The organism is Thermodesulfobacteriota bacterium (assembly GCA_025062045.1).
In the GTDB taxonomy this organism is placed as follows: domain Bacteria; phylum Desulfobacterota; class Syntrophorhabdia; order Syntrophorhabdales; family JANXAF01; genus JANXAF01.
Genome location: JANXAF010000002.1, coordinates 93,438 through 112,715, shown reverse-complemented (window position 1 = coordinate 112,715; position 19,278 = coordinate 93,438). Strand labels below are relative to the sequence as shown.

At 43.1% G+C, this 19,278-nt stretch carries 19 protein-coding genes and 2 tRNA genes; 10 read left to right on the top strand and 11 right to left on the bottom strand.

Features of this window, described 5'->3' with window-relative positions; all coding sequences use genetic code 11:
* Position 1 precedes the first annotated feature (1 nt).
* The 9 genes from glgA to NZ583_02155 all read left to right on the top strand — a co-directional run bounded on the left by glgA (position 2) and on the right by NZ583_02155 (position 9,603).
* A complete protein-coding gene (gene glgA / locus NZ583_02195; GenBank protein ID MCS7280427.1) occupies positions 2 to 1,453 on the top strand; it encodes a glycogen synthase GlgA in 1,452 nt (483 codons plus the stop codon).
* A complete protein-coding gene (locus NZ583_02190) occupies positions 1,425 to 3,158 on the top strand; it encodes an ATP-binding protein (GenBank protein ID MCS7280426.1) in 1,734 nt (577 codons plus the stop codon). Before glgA ends, NZ583_02190 begins: the two co-directional genes overlap by 29 nt.
* Positions 3,159 to 3,177: 19 nt before the next feature.
* Positions 3,178 to 3,543, top strand: coding sequence for a response regulator (locus tag NZ583_02185; protein ID MCS7280425.1), 366 nt, complete (start codon positions 3,178 to 3,180; stop codon positions 3,541 to 3,543).
* Positions 3,534 to 3,605: transfer RNA gene (locus tag NZ583_02180), tRNA-Ala, on the top strand. Before NZ583_02185 ends, NZ583_02180 begins: the two co-directional genes overlap by 10 nt.
* A gap of 621 nt (positions 3,606 to 4,226) precedes the next feature.
* Positions 4,227 to 4,925: a hypothetical protein gene (locus NZ583_02175; protein ID MCS7280424.1), complete on the top strand. Its 699-nt coding sequence runs from the start codon at positions 4,227 to 4,229 to the stop codon at positions 4,923 to 4,925.
* Positions 4,922 to 6,523 carry a PDZ domain-containing protein gene (locus tag NZ583_02170; protein MCS7280423.1) on the top strand — a complete coding sequence of 534 codons (1,602 nt, stop codon included), beginning with the start codon at positions 4,922 to 4,924 and terminating at the stop codon, positions 6,521 to 6,523. Before NZ583_02175 ends, NZ583_02170 begins: the two co-directional genes overlap by 4 nt.
* A gap of 163 nt (positions 6,524 to 6,686) precedes the next feature.
* A complete protein-coding gene (locus NZ583_02165) occupies positions 6,687 to 7,139 on the top strand; it encodes a 3'-phosphoesterase (protein MCS7280422.1) in 453 nt (150 codons plus the stop codon).
* The gene (locus NZ583_02160; GenBank protein ID MCS7280421.1) at positions 7,136 to 7,909 is read left to right on the top strand and encodes a DUF3108 domain-containing protein; all 774 of its coding nucleotides are present in this window, start codon (positions 7,136 to 7,138) and stop codon (positions 7,907 to 7,909) included. The genes NZ583_02165 and NZ583_02160 overlap by 4 nt, the downstream gene beginning before the upstream one ends.
* Positions 7,910 to 7,950: 41 nt before the next feature.
* On the top strand, positions 7,951 to 9,603 hold the full coding sequence (locus NZ583_02155; GenBank protein MCS7280420.1) for a short-chain dehydrogenase: 1,653 nt from the start codon (positions 7,951 to 7,953) through the stop codon (positions 9,601 to 9,603).
* On the opposite strand, the gene NZ583_02150 is transcribed toward NZ583_02155, so the two are convergent.
* The 10 genes from NZ583_02150 to NZ583_02105 are packed head-to-tail and all read right to left on the bottom strand — an operon-like array spanning position 9,556 to position 18,505.
* Positions 9,556 to 10,596 carry a hypothetical protein gene (locus NZ583_02150; GenBank protein MCS7280419.1) on the bottom strand — a complete coding sequence of 347 codons (1,041 nt, stop codon included), beginning with the start codon at positions 10,594 to 10,596 and terminating at the stop codon, positions 9,556 to 9,558. The two genes, NZ583_02155 and NZ583_02150, sit on opposite strands and share 48 nt — an antisense overlap.
* 2 nt (positions 10,597 to 10,598) lie before the next feature.
* Positions 10,599 to 10,880 (bottom strand): hypothetical protein, encoded by a 282-nt coding sequence (locus tag NZ583_02145; protein MCS7280418.1) that lies wholly within the window; start codon positions 10,878 to 10,880, stop codon positions 10,599 to 10,601.
* The gene (locus NZ583_02140) at positions 10,877 to 11,482 is read right to left on the bottom strand and encodes an HAD family hydrolase (GenBank protein ID MCS7280417.1); all 606 of its coding nucleotides are present in this window, start codon (positions 11,480 to 11,482) and stop codon (positions 10,877 to 10,879) included. Before NZ583_02140 ends, NZ583_02145 begins: the two co-directional genes overlap by 4 nt.
* 29 nt (positions 11,483 to 11,511) lie before the next feature.
* Positions 11,512 to 13,044 (bottom strand): putative sulfate exporter family transporter, encoded by a 1,533-nt coding sequence (locus NZ583_02135; protein MCS7280416.1) that lies wholly within the window; start codon positions 13,042 to 13,044, stop codon positions 11,512 to 11,514.
* Between the two features lie 45 nt (positions 13,045 to 13,089).
* The gene (locus NZ583_02130; protein ID MCS7280415.1) at positions 13,090 to 13,911 is read right to left on the bottom strand and encodes a metal ABC transporter permease; all 822 of its coding nucleotides are present in this window, start codon (positions 13,909 to 13,911) and stop codon (positions 13,090 to 13,092) included.
* Entirely contained in the window at positions 13,869 to 14,672 is an 804-nt protein-coding gene (locus tag NZ583_02125) for a metal ABC transporter ATP-binding protein (protein MCS7280414.1), read from the bottom strand. The genes NZ583_02130 and NZ583_02125 overlap by 43 nt, the downstream gene beginning before the upstream one ends.
* Positions 14,660 to 15,535, bottom strand: coding sequence for a zinc ABC transporter substrate-binding protein (locus tag NZ583_02120; protein ID MCS7280413.1), 876 nt, complete (start codon positions 15,533 to 15,535; stop codon positions 14,660 to 14,662). The genes NZ583_02125 and NZ583_02120 overlap by 13 nt, the downstream gene beginning before the upstream one ends.
* A complete protein-coding gene (thrC, locus tag NZ583_02115) occupies positions 15,532 to 16,989 on the bottom strand; it encodes a threonine synthase (GenBank protein MCS7280412.1) in 1,458 nt (485 codons plus the stop codon). Before thrC ends, NZ583_02120 begins: the two co-directional genes overlap by 4 nt.
* 32 nt (positions 16,990 to 17,021) lie before the next feature.
* Complete coding sequence (locus NZ583_02110) at positions 17,022 to 17,777, bottom strand: ABC transporter permease (protein MCS7280411.1); 756 nt, start codon at positions 17,775 to 17,777, stop codon at positions 17,022 to 17,024.
* The gene (locus NZ583_02105; GenBank protein ID MCS7280410.1) at positions 17,774 to 18,505 is read right to left on the bottom strand and encodes an ABC transporter ATP-binding protein; all 732 of its coding nucleotides are present in this window, start codon (positions 18,503 to 18,505) and stop codon (positions 17,774 to 17,776) included. Before NZ583_02105 ends, NZ583_02110 begins: the two co-directional genes overlap by 4 nt.
* 93 nt (positions 18,506 to 18,598) lie before the next feature.
* Here NZ583_02105 and NZ583_02100 point away from each other — a divergent pair.
* A tRNA-Leu gene (locus NZ583_02100) sits at positions 18,599 to 18,681 on the top strand.
* A gap of 11 nt (positions 18,682 to 18,692) precedes the next feature.
* Here NZ583_02100 and hisB read toward each other — a convergent pair.
* Complete coding sequence (gene hisB / locus NZ583_02095) at positions 18,693 to 19,277, bottom strand: imidazoleglycerol-phosphate dehydratase HisB (protein MCS7280409.1); 585 nt, start codon at positions 19,275 to 19,277, stop codon at positions 18,693 to 18,695.
* Between the last annotated feature and the right edge of the window lies 1 nt (position 19,278).

The window sequence follows — 19,278 nt, the reverse complement described above, 5'->3', positions numbered from 1 at the left end:
CATGAAGGTTCTCATAGCCTCCCCCGAAGTCTACCCCTTTGTAAAGACAGGGGGCTTGGCCGATGTAACCGGAAGTCTCCCTAAGGCTTTAAAAAAACTGGGCGTAGATGCGAGGGTTATCCTTCCCAAACATAAGCAAATAGGCGAAAAGTTTCCCTTGCGATACCACAACTGGAAGATATCCTGCCCTATATCGAACAGAATTGTCGAGGCCGAAATAATCGAAAGCCAGTATGACGAAATAATTGCCTATCTCATTGAAAAAGACGAGTACTTTTATCGCGACTACCTCTATAGCACCCCGGACGGCGACTACCTTGACAACGCAGAAAGGTTTGCCTTCTTTTCGAAGGCCATCCTCGAAGCTATAAAGATCACAGGATTCATTCCTGACGTCCTCCACCTCAATGACTGGGAGACAGCCCTCTCCGCAATGTTCCTTAAGGTACACTATAAAGACGACCCTCTCCTTAGGAATGTGGCCACCTTACTTACCATCCATAATTTAGGCTATCAGGGCATCTTTTGGCATTACGATATGCACCTTTTGAACCTCGGCTGGGAGTTCTTCACTTCTGAGTACCTCGAGTTTTACGGAAAGATAAACTTCTTAAAGGGGGGCATAATATTTGCTGACATCATAAATACCGTAAGCAAAAAATATAGCCAAGAAATACAGACTCCTGAGTTCGGATTCGGGCTCGATGGCGTTTTAAAAAAGAGAGCCTCCGACCTCTTCGGCGTCGTAAACGGGATAGATTACGAAGAATGGAATCCCGAAACGGACACAAAAATTCCCTACAACTATGGCCCAGACCGAATAGAAAACAAAAAATTGAATAAAATCGCTCTCCAAAAAACTTTAGGCCTTCCAGTCACCGATAAACCCCTTATTGCAACTATCTCTCGCCTCTCCGAACAGAAAGGCCTAGACTTGATAATCCAGGCCATCCCGGATCTCGTAAATTTCGATGTTCAGTACGTGATACTGGGTACAGGCGAAAGAAAATTCCACGAAGATCTCGAAGAGCTCAAAAGAACGTACCCAGAATCCATCGGTCTTAAAATCGGCTATGATGATGAGCTTGCCCATCTCATAGAGGCCGGTGCTGATATCTTCCTTTTAGCCTCGAGGTACGAACCTTGCGGGCTAAACCAGTTATATAGTCTTAAATATGGAACTGTCCCCGTTGTGAGAGCCGTGGGAGGGCTTGACGACACTATAGTCGACTACAGTGAGAACCCTTCCTTAGGCACCGGCTTTAAATTCTCAGAGTACTCAAAGGAGGCTCTCCTATCTGCGATAAGACGGGCATTATCGCTATATAGTGACAAGACCGCATGGCGGCAGTTAATCAAAAGATGCATGCTACAGGACTTTTCCTGGGAAAGATCCGCAAGGGAGTATATAAAACTTTACAAACTTGCCATCGAGCGACATGGATCTCGTTGATATTGTCCGTCGCCTCGTAGAGATATCCCACTCGAATATCCGCATAGATGCGAGAATAAGTCACATAGTTCGTCTCTTAGAGAGGGCCATTGAATCTTCCGAAATCTTCATCTATGTCCTCGATAAAGACAAACGCTTAACCTTGAAATATTCCACGGAAAAGACTGAAACATCAAGCATCCTCTCTTCCTATAGACCGCAACTGGGAGAAGGCATAATTGGCTCCGTAGCCCAAAAAAGGGAGACTCTTTTTTTTAACATCGAAAACGTTCCCAGAAGGTTAGGGCTACTCCTAAAACCGGATCTGGACAACATAATTCCTTCTTACAGAAGGTTCGCCTTTTACCCCATCTCTGACGAGAGCAACTGCTATGGAGTACTTGCTCTACTTTCTTCCTCCGGCACATTTTTTAACAGCTCTGAGACTATCCTTCTCGAAATTACCGCGAAAGAATTGGTCGGCCTTTTCAAGCTTAACGAACTTTATACCGATTCGAAAAAAAGGATAACAGAGCTTATGACCCTTTCTGAGATTGGAAAAGTCCTCATATCGAACCGGGATATTGACAACGTTCTCAAAAATTTGGCCCTAATCTTAGCTAAAACTTTTGGCGCCGATTTTGTCCGGATAAGGATAAACGAGAAATACACACAGAACCTCCCCAGTTGTGCAACCTTTGGAACTTTATCCCAGAACCTTGAAAGCGATTTACAAAGAATTGAAAGCAGAGTCTTGGGCCTGTCTCAACCCGCCAACACTTCCGTTTTGGATAGGTACATTCTCTACTCAACCGCAATTGTGTCAAAAGGAACGACAATAGGAGTGATAACCATTTTGAGGAATCCAGAAAACCCCCCCCTTGATGAGCTCGATGGAGTGTACCTTCTTCAAACAATTTCTAACTACTTGGCTAGCGGTCTTGAAAGCATCTTCCTTAACATGGAGCTTAAGAACCTTGTTCACGAATTAAGTCTGGCCCAGGAGAGGATAATAGAACAGGAAAAACTAAAAAGTTTGGGAGAGATGACCGCAAACATCGCCCACGAGATAAAAAACCCTTTAGTCGTCATAGGCGGTTTCACAAAAAGGCTCGCAAAAAAGCTGGAGCTTAAGTCGAAAGAGAAACATTATCTCGACATAATTTTAAGTGAGGTCCATAGGCTTGAAGCTATTCTAGAGGAGATATTGAACTACGCAAGGGACGTAAAGCTAGAGATGGTTCCCAAAAATGTAAAGGAGATACTCGATGAACTTATCCAGTTTTTCAGTCACGATCCCCTCTGGCAGAAAATAAGGTTTTTAAAAGATTTTGAACCAGAGATCCCGCCTATTCTTTGCGATCCGCACCAGATAAAACAAGTCTTCATAAACATTCTTGTCAATGCCCATGAGGCAATGGCAGGGGAGGGCACAATAACGATAAAAACCTTCAAAAAGATTATAAATGAAAAACCATTCGTAGGGATCGCTTTTTCTGACACCGGAGGCGGGATAGACCCCCTCATCGTAGATAACATCTTCAACCCTTTTTTCACAACAAAGGAAAAAGGTTCAGGCCTCGGTCTTTCCATCTCCAACAAGATTATACTTAGCCACAAGGGGAAAATAGAGGTCCAAAACCACCCAGGAGTAGGTGCCACATTTATTGTTTACCTCCCAGCTCCTTACGACTCGACATCCGTAAAGCAAAATGATAAAATCTAAACTTGAGGTTTGAGGGACATTGAAGCCCAAAATACTCGTTGTGGATGACGAGGAGCACATAAGGCTTCTCTACAGAGAGGAACTGGAAGATGAAGGATTTAGTGTAGAACTTGCAGAAGACGGTCTCGAAGCCATCGAAAAAATAAAAAAAGAGCCCTACGATCTAGTCATACTCGATATCAGGATGCCAGGTATGGACGGTATGAAAACCCTAAATGAAATAAAGAGCATCAATAAAGATCTTCCCGTTATACTCTGTTCCGCTTACACTGAGTATAAACAAGACTTCGCAAGCTGGGTATCCGACGACTACGTTGTTAAATCGGCGGATACATCCGAATTGAAAGAGAAGGTAAAAAAAATTCTAAAGTTCGAGGGGGTGTAGCTCAGAGGGAGAGCACCTCGTTCGCAACGAGGGAGTCAGGGGTTCGATCCCCCTCACCTCCAAGTGACGTTCCTTCTTCAAGTAAGAATAACTGTCGAGAGATAACTAGCCAGAACCAAAAACACTGAATACACTTGGGTCTAATCTCAAAAGAAGTATACTTCCGAGGTGCACTAGCTTAAATTGACAGGGAAACTTTAACTTCATAGAATTTTAGCAAACTATGGAACCCGTCCCGCTTTTATCAAAACAAAGGGGTGAAACTTATGGGACAAGAAATCCAGCAATTATTTGCCTTAAGAAAAAAAATGCCCGTTATGATTGTAATCGCAATCCTCTTAACTGGCACGAGCTTTTGGAGTTTCGCTCAAAACATTCCGACTCCCCGAGCCAAGATTCATTGTCCGTTTGATGGCAATTGGTACACACCCGAAGAATTCCGCATCTACTGCAGGCCCCCTCAAGTTAAACCTTCCGTAACTCCCAGATCTCCTCAGCAACAGATGCAGCTCCAAATGATTAAAAGTGTTTTGCAGCCTCTCTTTAGCGCCCTTTTTAATTTCAATTACCTCTTCCTTCCCCAAAAAACGGATGAGCAAATAAAAAAAGGAGAGGAGACCAATCAAACGACGGAGGCCTGGGAGAGGTATCTTCAAGAGGCTAAAAGGAGGGCTGAAAAAGAATTGGAGGAGAGAAAGAAGGCAGGAGAGAGCATTCTCCAAAAGGTCGGAATGGGAACTACACTCAGTCCCGTAAAAACTCAACCATCCTTATCACCCATAGACTGGGATCATCCGAGGGGGAAACTAGAATCTTCGGCCGACAGTGTCAAGGAAGAACTTTTGCGCACGGTTTATTTTTCGAAGATGGCAGAGACCGCCCTATCGAATGGAGACTTAGAGGCGGCCCGTTTTTGGGCAACCTTTGCCTTTGAAGGCCCATCCATTTCTCCAAGAGATATCGATTACAAACCACCTAAAGAACTTATAAATGCTATGGATAGTCGCAAAGCAGTGGAGATGAGTAGGAGGCTTGCCCAAAACTCGAGGCTTTTTAAAGAGGTGTTACCAAAATTCGATGTCCTTCAAGAGACTATCGCAAAGATGGAGGAGATAAAAATTAAAAGAGAAATATCGGAAAAAAGGCTAAAGGAAGTTGAGGAGGAGATAAAAAGGATGGAGCTTCAAAAAAAGACTGCCCAAACGCCCACCGAAAAGAACGAGTTAGACGATCTTCTTCGTAGGACTATCGCGCTAAAGCACGAAATAGACGCCGAGTATCAGAAAGTACTAGACGATGAACAAAAACTCATCCGCCAAAAGGAGGTTATAGAAAAGGAATTAAATGAGTTAAAAATGAGATTCACGGAGGTAATGAGATGACATCACTTAGATGCTTCATCATAAAAATAGCACTCATTGCACTCGTTCTCCTTTCGCTTTCAGGTGCAACCTTGGGCCAGGTACGCCCTTCAGAAAAAATGGTATCAAATGAAGCAGCTATGTGGAAGTTCGATCCAGCCGAAAATATGGCGATCGCCTATTTTCCATGCACCCTTATTTCTTGCGAGGAATATAAGGTGAGGGATGCAATTTACAAAGCCTATTTCCCCGATGGATTCGTCTTAACACTCTCTTCCTCTGGGAATGTCTTACGGCACTACTACCTTCCGTCACGACAGCATGAATCCGCCCTTAAAAGGAATAGAGAGTTATATCTGGGGTCGGAGTTCGAGTCATTCCCTGAAGAGATAAGAAAAAGGCTTAAAATCAGGGTCAGCGAAATGGACAAGTTTTTTATGGCCGAGTATCGGCTAATAGAAATCCTCCACGATTTTAATCTCGGAAAGTTTAATGAGGCGGCCAATCTCTCAACGATAGTCATTGCCCAAAAAACATCCTTGATAGGGATCAACATGAAAGAGGAGGATGGTACATTAGTCATCGCAGAAATTAAGGAATCATCCCCTGCCCAAAAAGCTGGACTTCAAGTTGGCGATCGCATTCTCAAGATCAACGGGCAACCTGTCACCCTGTCCGACTTAAGAGAACTTTTCAGAGCTCTAAGACGCGAAGAACCTACCGTTATTTTCACTGTGCAAAGGAAAAAATGGGATAAGCCAAAAGATATAGTCCTTGAAGTATCCTACTGGACAAGACACTCTTCCGAAAAGGATCCTCCATTGGCAGCCGTTTTTGCCATAAGGGCCCTTGCCGAGAAGGAACTCGGAGCAACTCAGGCTTTTTTTAGGGACGCAGAACGGGCTTTCATCTTAGATCCTAAAAATGAATGGGCAAGGCGGGCTATAGTCTTTACCCATATCGAAAAAGGTCGTTACGATGAGGCATTAAAGGTTCTTTCCCAAAAAAAGGATAGTTTCGATCGACTCCTAGAGGGTATAGTTTACTCTAAAGCAGGGGATATGAATAAGGCAGTAGACGCTTTTTCCCAAGTAGGAGACGACTTGTTTGAAACGAAAAGCGTATTCTACCAAAACTACATAGCGCTCGCTAAAGCTCTATGGAAACCTTACAAGGAGGCAATACTCAAATCGGCAAAAGATAATGAGGCAAAGGGTCAGCTAAGAGAAGCTATAAGGAATTATTCCAGTTACCTTCAACTTGCGGATGAAAAGGAAGCAAAAATGGTAAGGAATCACATAGCAGATCTAATCGCAAAGCACCCTCACATGTTTGCGCTTCCTGAAGAGGCAAGAAGAATGGTCATTAGGGCAGAAACGTACACACAGGATGGTCAGTTTGAGAAGGCGATAGAAGAGTATAAGAGGGCTTTAAAAATTCAACCTTTCTTTCCTTTAATTTACAAGGCTTTGGCGCTAAATTACGCCCAAGTCAAAAATTTTAATCAAGCCATAAAAAACATGTCTATCTACCTTGAACTCTATCCTGACGCACCGGACGCGAGGGCTGCAAAGGATGAAATCTATCGCTGGGAGTTAAGAATGGAAAAGGGCGATTAGTACTAACCTAAAAAAATCGCAGGACTTTTCTTATTTTTCTAAAACTTTGCATAAAAGCTGCCAATCTACTTAAGGTCTCTCAAGGCTCCTTTCCTAGATCAGCGCTAGTCGAACCCTGTCTTTTAAGGTTTACAAATGACCAATATGGTGGTACTATGTTTTTGTGCCTATCTTTGTAGTCCATGAACACCACGCAAGAAAACTCCACTACGATTTAAGGCTAGAAATGGAAGGGGTTTTGAAATCTTGGGCCATTCCAAAAGGGCCCACGCTTTCACCCAAAGACAAAAGACTAGCCGTTCTTGTGGATGATCACCCAATCGAATATGCCGATTTTGAAGGCGTAATTCCAGAAGGATCGTATGGTGCAGGACCTGTGCTCATTTGGGATAAAGGCATATATAAGCTAGTAAAGGGAAGCTTAGATGAGGGGATCCTAGAAGTGTCGATGGAAGGAAGAATTCTGAAAGGTCTCTTCGTCCTGACGAAGCTAAAAAACAAAAAAAACGATTGGCTCTTCATAAAGAAAAAGGACGAATACGCCGATTACTCTTTTGAGCTCAAACCTCTTTTGTCCCCTGAGAAAGCAAAAGAGATTAAATCACGCGATTTATGAGAGGTCTTTTACTCATCTCCCTTTTAATTTTTACTTTCGTCTCTTTCGCTTTCGGTCAGAGTTCAATCGGGGAGACTTTTGTAGGAGAAGAGCTCCACTATGAGATAGACTTATGGTTTATCAAAGGGATTGCAGAAGTCACAATCTTCTTTTCTAGGTCACAGACCAAAGGCAGATACATCATAACTCTAAAAGGCAGGACGAAAAGCCTTGCAGCCTTCGCATCTATTGAAAGATCCGACGAATATATCGCAATCGCGGAGGAAATCGATGGAGGCAGAAGGTTAAAAACGGTCTATTACGAGGAAAATGTCACTTTGGGCAAAAGAAAAAGGCAGCTCATGTGTACATTCGACGAAAATAGGGGAGAGTGGCTTATAAAGAGAATAAAGGATGGCAGTGAAGTTAGGGAATATCACCTCAAAGTACCAAAGAGCTCGGATCATAACGATTTTCTTACGGCAGCCTATAACTTCCGTTACGGTGTCTATGGTCAGATAAAGGAGGGTTCAAATTACTCTATTCCGATCCTTAGACGGAAGGAATTTACAAACTACGAAATTACTGTTCTTCGCCCAAAAAATGGTCGATCGGCTCTAAAAGATTACCACGTTCTCATAAAGGTCGACCCAGACCTTGTCAATTCTTCATCTGGCTACGTGGAGGGGTGGCTTTCTTCTGGCCTTTATCCGGTAGAGGGGCTCATTCGGGACGTATTTCTTTTTGGAGATGTTCGCGGAAGATTAATAAAAAGAGTAAAAGCAAACTGAAGAAACCACTATGACGGCACCAAAATTTTAGGGGGGTAAAAATGGAAATCACGGGTTCAACAGTTATGATTCTCGGAGCGTACGGCGAAGTGGGAATGGCACTCACAAAACAGATCTTGGCAAAAAATCCCAAAAAGGTCTTTGTTTCTTCTTTGCGGAAAGAGGAGGTGGAGGAACTCCTTGAAAAAATCTCCTCTTATAGATCTCTCTGTGAGATCGTTCCTTTCTGGGGAAATCTATTTGTCCGGAAGGATTTAAAGGATATACCTTCAGGAGAACTTGGTAAAAGGGAGCTTTCCATCATTCTAAAAGACAGTTTCGACGATCTTACAGAAGACATTTTAAACTCCTCTTCCCTTTTCAGTTTTATCGTTGAGTATCGTCCCGAGATAGTGATCGACTGTATAAACACTGCAACTGCTCTTGCCTATACTGATATCTATTCATTTTACGAGTCCTTTTTTAAGCCGCCAGAGGCCAGTCTTTCGGAAGAGACCCTCTTTTCAAAGATTCTTCTCGCATCAGGTTTACCTTTTCTTGTAAGGCACATACAGATCCTCCAAGAAGCACTAAAAAGAGCGAACGTAAAAATCTACGTAAAAGTTGGAACAACAGGAACAGGTGGTATGGGGCTAAACATTCCTTTCACCCACGGAGAAGAGATGCCCTCTAAACTTTTGATGATGAAATCGGCATTTGCCGGTGCCCACTCCATGCTCCTCTTTGTAATGAGTAGAACTCCCGGCTTGCCCATAATAAAGGAAGTTAAGCCGGCTACCATGATAGCCTGGAAAGGTATAGCAACCGGAACCATAATAAGGTCGGGAAAACCTATAAAAGCTTACGATTCTCGACTAGATAGGCCTTTTATCCTCGAAGATAACACCACATTCACCCTCGAAGGGTTCGACTTTCGAGATTTTGAAAAAAACGAGTTCATCGAGGGGACTTACATAGACACAGGCGAAAATGGCTATCTTTCTCCTTACGAGTTCAAAGCAATAACAGAGCTAGGACTTATGGAATTTGTGACCCCTGAAGAGGTTGCAAAAGCTGTACTCGATTGTATAGAGGGCGTTCCCTACGCAAAAGACGTAATATCCGGCATCAACTCTTCGGTCATTGGCTCAACATACAGGGCAGGAATCTTAAGAGATGTAGCTTTGGCAGAAATCGAAAGTTACGGAGGCGCCGGTTTCTCTTACGGCCTTTTAGGGCCAAAAGTTTCCAAGCTCATATTTGAGGCTTCCATCCTTAAAATATGCTTTACTTACGAGGAGGATGTGATTCAATTGAGCCCATCTGAACTATCACGCACGGCTGAGTCCTTCATTCTGCAAAAGGATAATCCTTTGAGGAAGGAGGCCCTTTCGATCGGGATACCTATTCTTCTTCCAGACGGCAAAAAATTACTTTTCGCTAAAAGGCAAATACCCGATAAGGCTTGGGAGCAAAAGCCTTGGACGATAAACGAGGAAAACGTAGAGCGGTTCGCGGAAAAAGAGTGGATAGATCTACGGGATAAGAATATGGAAAGGTGGCAGAAAAGAATAGAGACTTTTACAAAGAGCCAAATCCTTTCGTTTCCTAAACCGAAGACTCAAGGAAAAACACCTATAGATCCTGGGAAGCTTACCGCATGGGTACTAAGGCACGAAATGGGTGGCGGAAGGGTCGACTCTTACTGGCTCTGAGTCTTTCTTTGGTAGTTTTTCAAAAGGTTCCACAATAGCGAGAAGCGTTTTTATAAATAGAGCATTCGTTCTCCTTTTCTTTAAAGGAAACCGTATGTACGAAACGTTCTCCTGATCTAGATAGGTGTCCACGAGGATTCCCTTCCTTCTTAAAATCTCATCTATTTTCGCAAAGTGTGGGCTTTTTATGAGCAAAATATGACTTCCAGTATCTTCCACAATGAGCGTCTTTGCCTTCTTTGACTTATCGATTACGTATTTCTTTTCCTCCCTTAATAATGAGAGAGTTCTATCTCTGAACTTTTTGTCCTTAAGCGCAGTTCTTACCGCACAGTAAGCAAGGATGGAAGCGTCCGCAACTTCAAGATGTGGCCTTAGTCTTTCTACGATCTCTTCACCGCCACATACGCAGAAAAGATCGAGACCAGAAAGTCCGTAGAATTCAGAAAAACTCTTTACCAGCGTTACCTCTCCCAGTTTATACTCCCTCCGGATCTCCTGGCTTTCCAAAAATTCCAAAAAGGTTTCATCTATTATGATTTTGACACCTTCTGATAGTGCCCAATCTAAAAGCTTCCGCGACAGCAAAGAAGTCTTTGCTCCAACTACGTCGTGCGGATAAATCAAAAAGAGGAGATCGATCGGCTCTCCCGAAGAAAAGTCATCCAAAGATGAACCTGCTTTTACTAAAATCTCTTTTTTGCTCGAGGCTATAACACGCTCAAGTATATTTTTCAGCCTTTTAGAAACAGGTGCCACAAGACCGACAGATCTAACCGAATATTCTGAAAAAAAAGCCTTAAGAAATAAAGGCAGACTCGAAAAAAAAACGATCCTTTTTACTTCCACCCCGCATTTCATGGCCATGTATTTAATCAGCAGATCTTTCTCCCTGCCCGAATCTTTGTTTATTTTTTTTATCGCCTTCCTCAATGCATTTCTCACCCTCTTTGAAGGACCAAAAGGGTTACTATTGGATGTGAGATCGAGCATTTTCATTTCTTCTTTTTGAATATCTCCTGCCAGATCCTTTCCGCTTCAAGTCTACCAGTTTTTTGCTCCTCTTCCTCTTTCAACTCAAAGTACTCGCAAAAATTCGCTCTGTCCTTGTCTAAAGGAGGATCGGCTCTAACTTCAGCACACAAATACGCTTTCGATTTATCGTAGAATCTGCAGTTTAAACAGACATGAAGCTCTTTTCCGCATTTGGGGCACTCGTCCCTTCTTGAAACCTTTCCATAATTTAACTCCGTCCCGCAATTGTAACATCTTTTCATAGAGCCGAAACTATCTCTTTGACCGTCCTTTCTTCTTCCACAAGATAAGCGTCTATACCAAGACTTTTTGGTATTTCGTAGTCGAAGAGACGATGGTCCCCCACATGCACCATCTCCTCTGGAGATAGAGAAAGAACTTCCAGTACCTTTTTGTAGAACAGAATGCTCTTTTTGGTAAGCTGAAAGTCACTCGTTGCCGAAAAGATTTTTGCAAAGAAATGCTCTATGCCCGAAAACCTAAGTTCCTTTTCGATAAAGAGCCTTGTAGCATTGGAAGAGATAATTAAGGTAAATCTCTCTTTGAGCATCTCTAGCGCCTCTTTGACCCCGTCAAAAAGTCTAATATGCTTCTCATACTTATCTAGAAGCTCCAAAGGTTTAATTTTTAGATCGAACCTCTTAAGCCAGTATTCCAGATCGTACCACTCGATTCTTTCCTCTCCAACTGACTGATATTCAGAGATCACAAGTCTTTTGGCTTCATCGAAAGAGATCCCGTACTTTTTCGAAAACTCAAGGGGGATAGCGTGATTCCAGATTATCTCACCAAATTCTAAGGTCACAAGCGTTCCCTCGAGATCGAATGAGAGAACCTTCTTCATAGATCAAAAAGGGGCCTTTCGGCCCCGAATTAGAATTTCGGCGGAGGAAAAAGCACGCCACCGAATAAGAGATAGGCAAGAAGAAGTGTCCAAAACACGTTAAAAAGCTGAGCCAATAAGAATGCAATCGCCGGCCTTCCCCCACCCATCGCCACTAGTTCTTTGAAATTCGTCTCAAGCCCTATGCATATAAATGCCAGGGTGAACCACCATACCCTAAACCCACTTGTGGATGCGGTTATAGCCTTTGCAAAAGCTTCACTCATAAAAAAAGAGAAGACTATAGATGCTACGAGAAATCCCACTACGAACTTCGGAAACCTATACCATATTTCAATCGCTCTCGGAGCCTCCCCAACCTCTCTCCCCTTAAGCACGAACCAAAGTGCAAGGAGAAAAGCGGCGACCCCTATAAGCACGTTTTGAGCCATTTTTACAACCACGGCTACAGCCATCGCAGCTTCTCCAGCAATTGCTCCCGCCGCAACCACAGCTCCTGTTGTATCTATCGTACCGCCTATCCACGCACCTGCAACTTCAGGCGCCATCCCCACAGCTTTGGCTATCAAAGGTTCAAGTATGAGCATAGGGATTGCGCATAGCAAAACGAGTGATATCGTGTGACTTACCTTTTTAGGATCTCCCTTTATTGCTCCACCTGCAGCAATAGCTGCTGAAACTCCGCATATTGACACCGCAGTTCCGAGGATTGAAGCAAATTCATCATCAAGACCGAGCTTCTTTGCCACCCAGAAGCAGAAGTAGAAAACTACAGCAATGACCAGGACAGATTGCACGATCCCGTATGCCCCAACTTTGGCTATTGTGGGAAAAAGAACCTCGGCGCCCAAAAGTACAAGACCTATCTTAATGAAGTACTCAGTCCTTATTGCAGGTTTAAGCCAATCAGGCACCCTAAGTATATTGCTAACTACAAGCCCTAAAATCAGAGCCCAGAAGACCACCTCCAATCCCCAGTAAGACACTGTATAATTATTTCCGATAATGAAAGCTAAGACCCCAAGGAAGTAGACCACCGGAAATCCTACGATAAATTTAGAAACCGGCTGTCCCATAACGATTATCCCGATTGACCCAAGTATTGCAAGGGCGATAAAAAGGTAAACCATCCTTAGAAGATTTCCACCGGAAAATACCTTTCCTATAAGTTGTCCCGACCAATCTTTTAAATCCTTACCTAACTTCTCCCCCGCCTTTTTCACATCCTTGTCTTTTGCGCCTTTAGCCGCCTCCTCCAACTTCTTTCCTGCCTCCCCCACCGCCTTTCTTTCTTTTGATTTGATCGCACCAACGGCAGCTAAAGCAGATGCTTTCACCGCGTGCTCGCCCTTCGCTTCCGCATCTTTTGCTAATCTTTCAAGTTTTTCGATTGTACCTTCAACCTTCTTTTGAAAAGCTCCATCACTCATCCATTTCCAGCTGGGCATTGAAAACTTGAATCCCGCAAGAAAAACAATGAGTATGAGAAAGCCTATCCAAACGGACACCCAATCATCCTTTTTCCAAAGAGAAGACCAATCGATGCCACGCTTTTCCACCATTTTGACCTCCCAAAGAGGCTTTTGGCTACTGATTTTTATTCTTTTTCAGTTTTTACCGGTTGTCAACCGTTTTTTTCTCGCAAAGAAGACGGAGAGGAGAAGAATTCCGAAACTCACAAGTACTATCGAGGACCCAGAAGGCAAATCGACTACTATCGAAAGCCCTATCCCCACAACAACAGAGATAACCCCAAAGATCATGGAAAGGAAAAGTGTCCTTTTGAAACCTTTCGAAAACTGCAAAGCGGTCACAGCAGGCATTATTAGAAGCGATGTGACAAGAAGAACACCAATTATCTTTATTGCCTGTACAATAGTTAAAGCCGTAAAAATTCCAAGTATCGTATTGATCCTCTCGACGTTTATCCCCTCAGCGTAGGCAAGTTCATCATCAAAAGTGGTCGATATGAGGTCAGTATAAAAAAAAATGAGATACCCCAAGAAAATAATGCTGAAAATAAAAGCAATGAGTAGATCTTCGTCGTGCACGGAAAGGACACTGCCAAATAGGTAGTTTAAAACCTCAAGACTAAATCCCCCTTTCCAGGCTGAAATAGCGATGCCTGACGCGATACCAAAAGAAGATATGATGCCTACTGCAGCATCCGGACTTATCTTTACCGCCTTTCTCACCTTAAGTATACCTATGGAAGCTAACACACAAAAGGGGATTGTGAAATATAGAGGTGACTTCCCTAGAAGTATCCCTAAAGAGACCCCTCCAAAACTCACATGGGCCAGTCCATCTCCGATGAGAGATAACCTTCTCAACACTAAAAATAGACCTAGTCCGGAAAGGGGTACAGAGATTAAAATCCCACAAACTACTGCTTTAAGAATAAATGGTTCTCTAAAGAGTTCAACCATGCCTTTTTTCTGTTATGTCTATGGCATATAAGGTGCTGGGAGTGTTCGCCAAAGTACTTTGTCATCTCCTCCGACTCACAAAATTTTTCAAAGCTCCCAAAAAAGATTACTCTTCTGTCTAAATAGAGCAATTTCGTTGCGTAGTTGCCTATTTCTCCTGCATCGTGTGTAACCATGATTATGGTTGTTTCTCTCTCTTTCCTAAGTCTTTCAAGTAGGACGTAAAATTCGCCTCTACTTTCCGGATCTAGTGCACTTACTGGTTCATCCAAAATCAGAAGCTCAGGTTCATGAACAAGCGCTCTACACAGAAATACTTTCTGTCTTTCGCCTCCGGAAAGTTCGCCTATCAGTCTCTTTTGTAGGTCAAGCACGTTCATCATTTTAAGAACTTCTGTAGCCTTATCCACATCTTTTTTAGTTACTAACTTTGGAAAGCTTTTCTGTGAAACAAGCCCCATGAGAACCACTTCCATAACTGTCAAAGGAAAATGGAATTTTCTGTCTGGGATGATTTGCGGCAAATATCCTATAAGGGATTTCGTTTTTAGATCTTTTGGGCTTTTTCCGAAAACCTCAATCTCTCCCCTCTTTGGCCTAAGGTAACCGAGAATCAATCTCACAAGAGTTGTCTTTCCAGAACCGTTGGGTCCAACAATCCCTAAATAATCTCCTTTTTTAAGTTCGAAACTCACATCTTTTAGAACGAATTCCGAGTTGTAAAAAAAATCGATATTTTTAACGGAAACTACGGGTTGCATTCCAAGCCCTTCCTAAGACTCTGAAGGTTATTCTCCATGATTTTTTCAAACGTTATCCCCCCTTCCAGATCCTTTTTTGAAACAGAATGGCCAGGATTGAGGGGTAAAATTTCTATACCGAGCTCTTTTGCTAATTTTTCCGCCAGCTTTCGATTCTTCGACTCTTCGTAAAAGACAAACTTTGCCCGGTTCTTTTTCAGAATGTCTTTCATCTTCCATACCTTTTTCGGTTGAACATCCGATTCCATATGCGGAGGATAGGCGGCAAAATATCCTAATCCGTACCGTTTTGCTAAATAACCGAAAGAGTAATGACCTGCGTGAACGATCGTTTTTACTTTGCAAGACGATAATGTTCTTTCGAATTTCCTGTCTAGTTGCCTTATCTTTTCTATGTAGAGCTTACCGTTTTTTCTGTAGAAGTCTCCGTTTCCCGGATCTTTTTGCGAAAGACTCTCCATAAGAGTAACAACCATCCTTTCAACGTAAGTAAGATCTAGCCAGACATGGGGATCCTTGACACCTTTTCCTGAATAGGCAAGATCCAATCCCTCCCCTAATGGAACGATATATGGTCGCTCACTAATGATCCCTTTTATTATTTTTGCCGCCCACGGCTCAATTTCACTACCTCCATATACAAAGAAATCAGCCCTCCTGATCTCCAAAAAGTCGCTCGGTTTAGGCTCGAAATGGTGGGGATCCACATCTGCACCTACAAGAAGATGTACATCAGCCCTTTCCTTCACCACTTGGCGGGTGAAGTCATAAAACGGGAAGATACTCGCGACAATCCTTGTCTTGCCGAAAGAGGTATCCACGAAGATAAGTAAAATAAGACCGACGCAAAGGATCTTTCTCATGGTGCCAAAATCTCTCTTATCTTGCTTTTTGCCTCTTCCACCTGTCTTTTTGTAAGCCTAAGTCCAGATTCTGTTCTTTCCGGTTCACTCTCAACTTTGTAAATTCGTTCTTCCATCTCCATTCTTTTCGTTATACCGAAAGGAATTTCAGGCTTAAAACCGACGGCCCTTTCAACCTCTTTCGGAAATTTTCCGGGATGGGCAGTCTCATAGACAATTGAGGGGAAATCGTGTACGCCTTTTAGGTACTTCTCTAAAGCATTCCAGCCAACCGCGCCGTGAGGGTCCAGTAGTACCCCGAACTGGTAATAGACATCCCTTATTGTCTTGTAATGCTCCTCATTCGAAACACTTATCGCCTCTATATCCCTTCTCAACTTCTCCATATCTGGCATTCTGTCTATGATTCCCCGCCTCACTACTTCGTTTTTCTCCACATCCCTTTCATCGTATATGTGACCGCCGTAAAAGTCAAAAAGCCTCGCAATGTTATTCGGATGGGAAACGTTCATGGCCGAAGAAGGCGACTTTACCGTCGGTTTTACAACGTACCTCCCTTCCTTCAAAAACTCCATGAATTCTGCATTTTCATTCAGTGCGCAGATTATTTTTCGAACCGGCAGGCCCATAGCTTTTGCGATGACGGTCCCCATCATATTTCCAAAATTTCCTGAGGGAACTGATGCTATAAAACCTAAACCTCCATCTTCGATCCTAGAATAACCATAGAACGGATAGACGGCCTGAGGCAAAAGTCTACCTATGCTTATGGAGTTCGCCGAAGTAAAAATTGATGCCTGTTTAAAAACCTCTTTAGCAAACTCTTTATCAGAGAGGATCTCCTTTGCCAACGCCTGACAAATGTCAAAATCCCCATTCACCTCGAACGCGTATACGTTCCCCTGAAGGGTGGTCATCTGTCTTCTCTGTTCTTCCGAAATTGAATCTTTAGGATAGAATACGCATAAATCGACGCTTTCCAGCCCGTAGAGTGCATCAGCTATCGCACCTCCTGTGTCACCGCTCGTTGCCACTATGACTATTCTCCTCTCTTTTCTCCTTTTTAAGAAAAACTCGAGTACGCGACCGTAAAACCTGGCAGCATAGTCCTTAAATGAATATGTGGGTCCGTCCGTGAGCCACATTATGTAAGTCCTTCCGGTTACATGTTCTACGCGGGTCCTTATCTTTTCTTCATCATAGGCGTTATTTAAGAGCTTTCTTAGGTCGGGCTTTGGGATCTCTGATAAAAGGAAGGGACTCAAAACTTCGTAGGCTATCTCCGCATAAGACATACCGCGCATACTTTTTATCTTTTCCATACTCAAATGCGGAATGTCCTCTTTCGAGAACATGTATAGCCCATAGTTTGAGCCCATTCCGTTCAAAAGGGCCGTCTCAAAGTCCACTTTTTCTTGGTAATTATTCGTGCTGTAGTACATTATCTTCCTCATGCCTATCATATTACGAGAATTTCCGACCATTTTCAATTTACAATCCTTCTCTTCATGAGAAGAAAGGGGAAGGGGAATAAAATTAAAGCAAACCCGATTAGCCAAAGAAGATCCGGAATTGTCCCGTAAAATTCCCCGGACGCATATCCCCTACACAGATTGGTCAAATGGTAAAGCGGAGTGAATTCTGCAACTATCCGCAAGGATTCCGGAAGTATATCGACAGGAAAGAATATTCCCGAAAAGAGGAACATGGGAGTTATAAAGAGCGTGTAAAAGTAGTTGAAAGAATCGATACCTGGAACAAAGGAAGCACAAATTATAGAGAGTTGAGCAAAGACAAACCCGCTTAAAAAAAGCACAGGAAGGACTAGAAATAAGGAAAAGGACGAAAATATGCCTAGAAGGAGGAGGGTCAGTATGATTATGCTGCCGTAAAATACGCTCTTTGAAGCCCCCCATAGAAGTTCACCCAGAATGAGCTCATAAGCTGAAACGGGGGTGGAAAGTATCGCTTCGAATGTCCTTTGAAAGTTCATCCTCACGAAAGTGCCATAAGTGCATTCATAACAGGATGCGAACATAGAGGATGACGCGATTATGCCAGGTGCGATAAATTCCATATACGGAACTCCGTTTATCTCCTTTATATAGGCCCCGAGTCCTATCCCAAACGCCAAAATGTAAAGGACGGGTTCGCAAAAGTTAAGCACGATGCTCGATCTATAAAGTTTTTTGTACACCGCCAAGTTTCTCTGAAAAACTCTTAGTGCTCTCTTTACGCTCATGCTCCTAGACTCTTCCCAGTAAGCCTAAGATAAACCTTTTCCAAGTCTCCTCCGTACCTTTTTATTATTTCCTGAGTATTACCCAGCTCAACTATTTTACCCTGGTCCATAATTGCGACCCTGTCGCAAAGCCTTTGGGCTTCCTCCATGTAGTGGGTCGTAAGGATTAGAGTTTTACCGTTACTCTTTAGCTCTATTAATCTTTCCCAGATCATCCTTCTCATCTTAGGGTCTAGCCCTACCGTAGGCTCATCCAAGATGATGAGTTCCGGGTCGTTAATGAGCGCCCGCGCCAAAAGGAGCGATCTTTTCATTCCGCCGGAAAGTGACCTTACGTTTTCCGCCTTCTTCTCTTTAAGATTGGCAAATTCAAGCAGCCTTTCCGCGATGGCTTTAGCTTTCTTCCCTGGTATGTCAAAAAACCTGGCATAGACTATGAGATTTTCCATCACAGATAGCTCCACATCCAAGTTCTCTTCCTGTGGAACAACTCCTATCTTTGCTTTTATCAATGGAGCATCCGTCTTTATGTCCATCCCAAAAATTCTAACTTCGCCCGATGTTGGGGGAGAAAGACCATAAAGAATTCTAATTATCGTTGTCTTTCCAGCACCATTTGGCCCGAGAAACCCGAAGCACTCACCTTTAAAAATATCGAAACTCACCCGGTCTACTGCTCTAAGGGAGTTATAATTTTTAACAAGGTCTCTCACTTCCACAACTTTCATCGCGTAAAAAATTTAAGGCATCCGTAGGGATCAGCGCAATGGTCCCTTTATTGACACATAAAGCCTTCGGTTGTAAAATCAATAAAGATTAAAGCGAGAGTGGCGGAACTGGCAGACGCACTGGACTTAGAATCCAGGGGTTACAAACCGTAGGGGTTCAACTCCCCTCTCTCGCAATTAAATTTTATTAAAGAACACCTTTCGTTGATGGAATATCTCCTTGTTTTTCACTTGCATCTACGGCCATTCTCATAGCCTTTCCGAAAGCCTTGAATATGGCCTCAATTTTGTGGTGAGGATTCCTTCCGGAAAGAATGTGTATGTGTATAGTCATTTTGGATTCATTCACAAAGGCCCAGAAAAAGTCGACTATAAGCCCTGTGTCGAATGAGCCCGCGAACCCCTTCAAACTTCCTTTAACCGCAAGATGTGGCCTTCCACTTAAATCCAAAGCGAAAAGACAAAGGGTCTCGTCCATCGGTATTAAAGCATACCCATACCTGTTTACACCTCTTTTGTCTCCAAGGGCTTCATAAAAAGAAGCACCAAGCGCATAACCTAAATCTTCCACTGTGTGGTGGGGATCGACGTTTACATCTCCAGTCGCCTCAATTTCTAGGTCGAAGTTGCCGTGCTTTGCGAAAAGCTCGAGCATATGGTTTAGAAAAGGAACGGGCGTTACGATCCTGTACTTACCCTCTCCTTCCACATTTAGGGAAACCTTTATCTCTGTCTCTTTCGTTTTTCTTAAAAGGTCTGATCGTCTTGTCACC

Bases quoted from the DNA above. Each gene is read 5' to 3' on its own strand.
- NZ583_02170 (MCS7280423.1), top strand. From the start codon at position 4,922: ATGACATCACTTAGATGCTTCATCATAAAAATAGCACTCATTGCACTC.
- glgA (MCS7280427.1), top strand. From the start codon at position 2: ATGAAGGTTCTCATAGCCTCCCCCGAAGTCTACCCCTTTGTAAAGACA.
- NZ583_02120 (MCS7280413.1), bottom strand. From the start codon at position 15,535: ATGAGAAAGATCCTTTGCGTCGGTCTTATTTTACTTATCTTCGTGGAT.
- NZ583_02125 (MCS7280414.1), bottom strand. From the start codon at position 14,672: ATGCAACCCGTAGTTTCCGTTAAAAATATCGATTTTTTTTACAACTCG.
- NZ583_02145 (MCS7280418.1), bottom strand. From the start codon at position 10,880: ATGAAAAGATGTTACAATTGCGGGACGGAGTTAAATTATGGAAAGGTT.
- NZ583_02110 (MCS7280411.1), bottom strand. From the start codon at position 17,777: ATGAGCGTAAAGAGAGCACTAAGAGTTTTTCAGAGAAACTTGGCGGTG.
- NZ583_02135 (MCS7280416.1), bottom strand. From the start codon at position 13,044: ATGGTGGAAAAGCGTGGCATCGATTGGTCTTCTCTTTGGAAAAAGGAT.
- NZ583_02140 (MCS7280417.1), bottom strand. From the start codon at position 11,482: ATGAAGAAGGTTCTCTCATTCGATCTCGAGGGAACGCTTGTGACCTTA.
- NZ583_02105 (MCS7280410.1), bottom strand. From the start codon at position 18,505: ATGAAAGTTGTGGAAGTGAGAGACCTTGTTAAAAATTATAACTCCCTT.
- NZ583_02160 (MCS7280421.1), top strand. From the start codon at position 7,136: ATGAGAGGTCTTTTACTCATCTCCCTTTTAATTTTTACTTTCGTCTCT.
- NZ583_02155 (MCS7280420.1), top strand. From the start codon at position 7,951: ATGGAAATCACGGGTTCAACAGTTATGATTCTCGGAGCGTACGGCGAA.
- NZ583_02130 (MCS7280415.1), bottom strand. From the start codon at position 13,911: ATGGTTGAACTCTTTAGAGAACCATTTATTCTTAAAGCAGTAGTTTGT.
- NZ583_02150 (MCS7280419.1), bottom strand. From the start codon at position 10,596: ATGCTCGATCTCACATCCAATAGTAACCCTTTTGGTCCTTCAAAGAGG.
- thrC (MCS7280412.1), bottom strand. From the start codon at position 16,989: ATGAGGAAGATAATGTACTACAGCACGAATAATTACCAAGAAAAAGTG.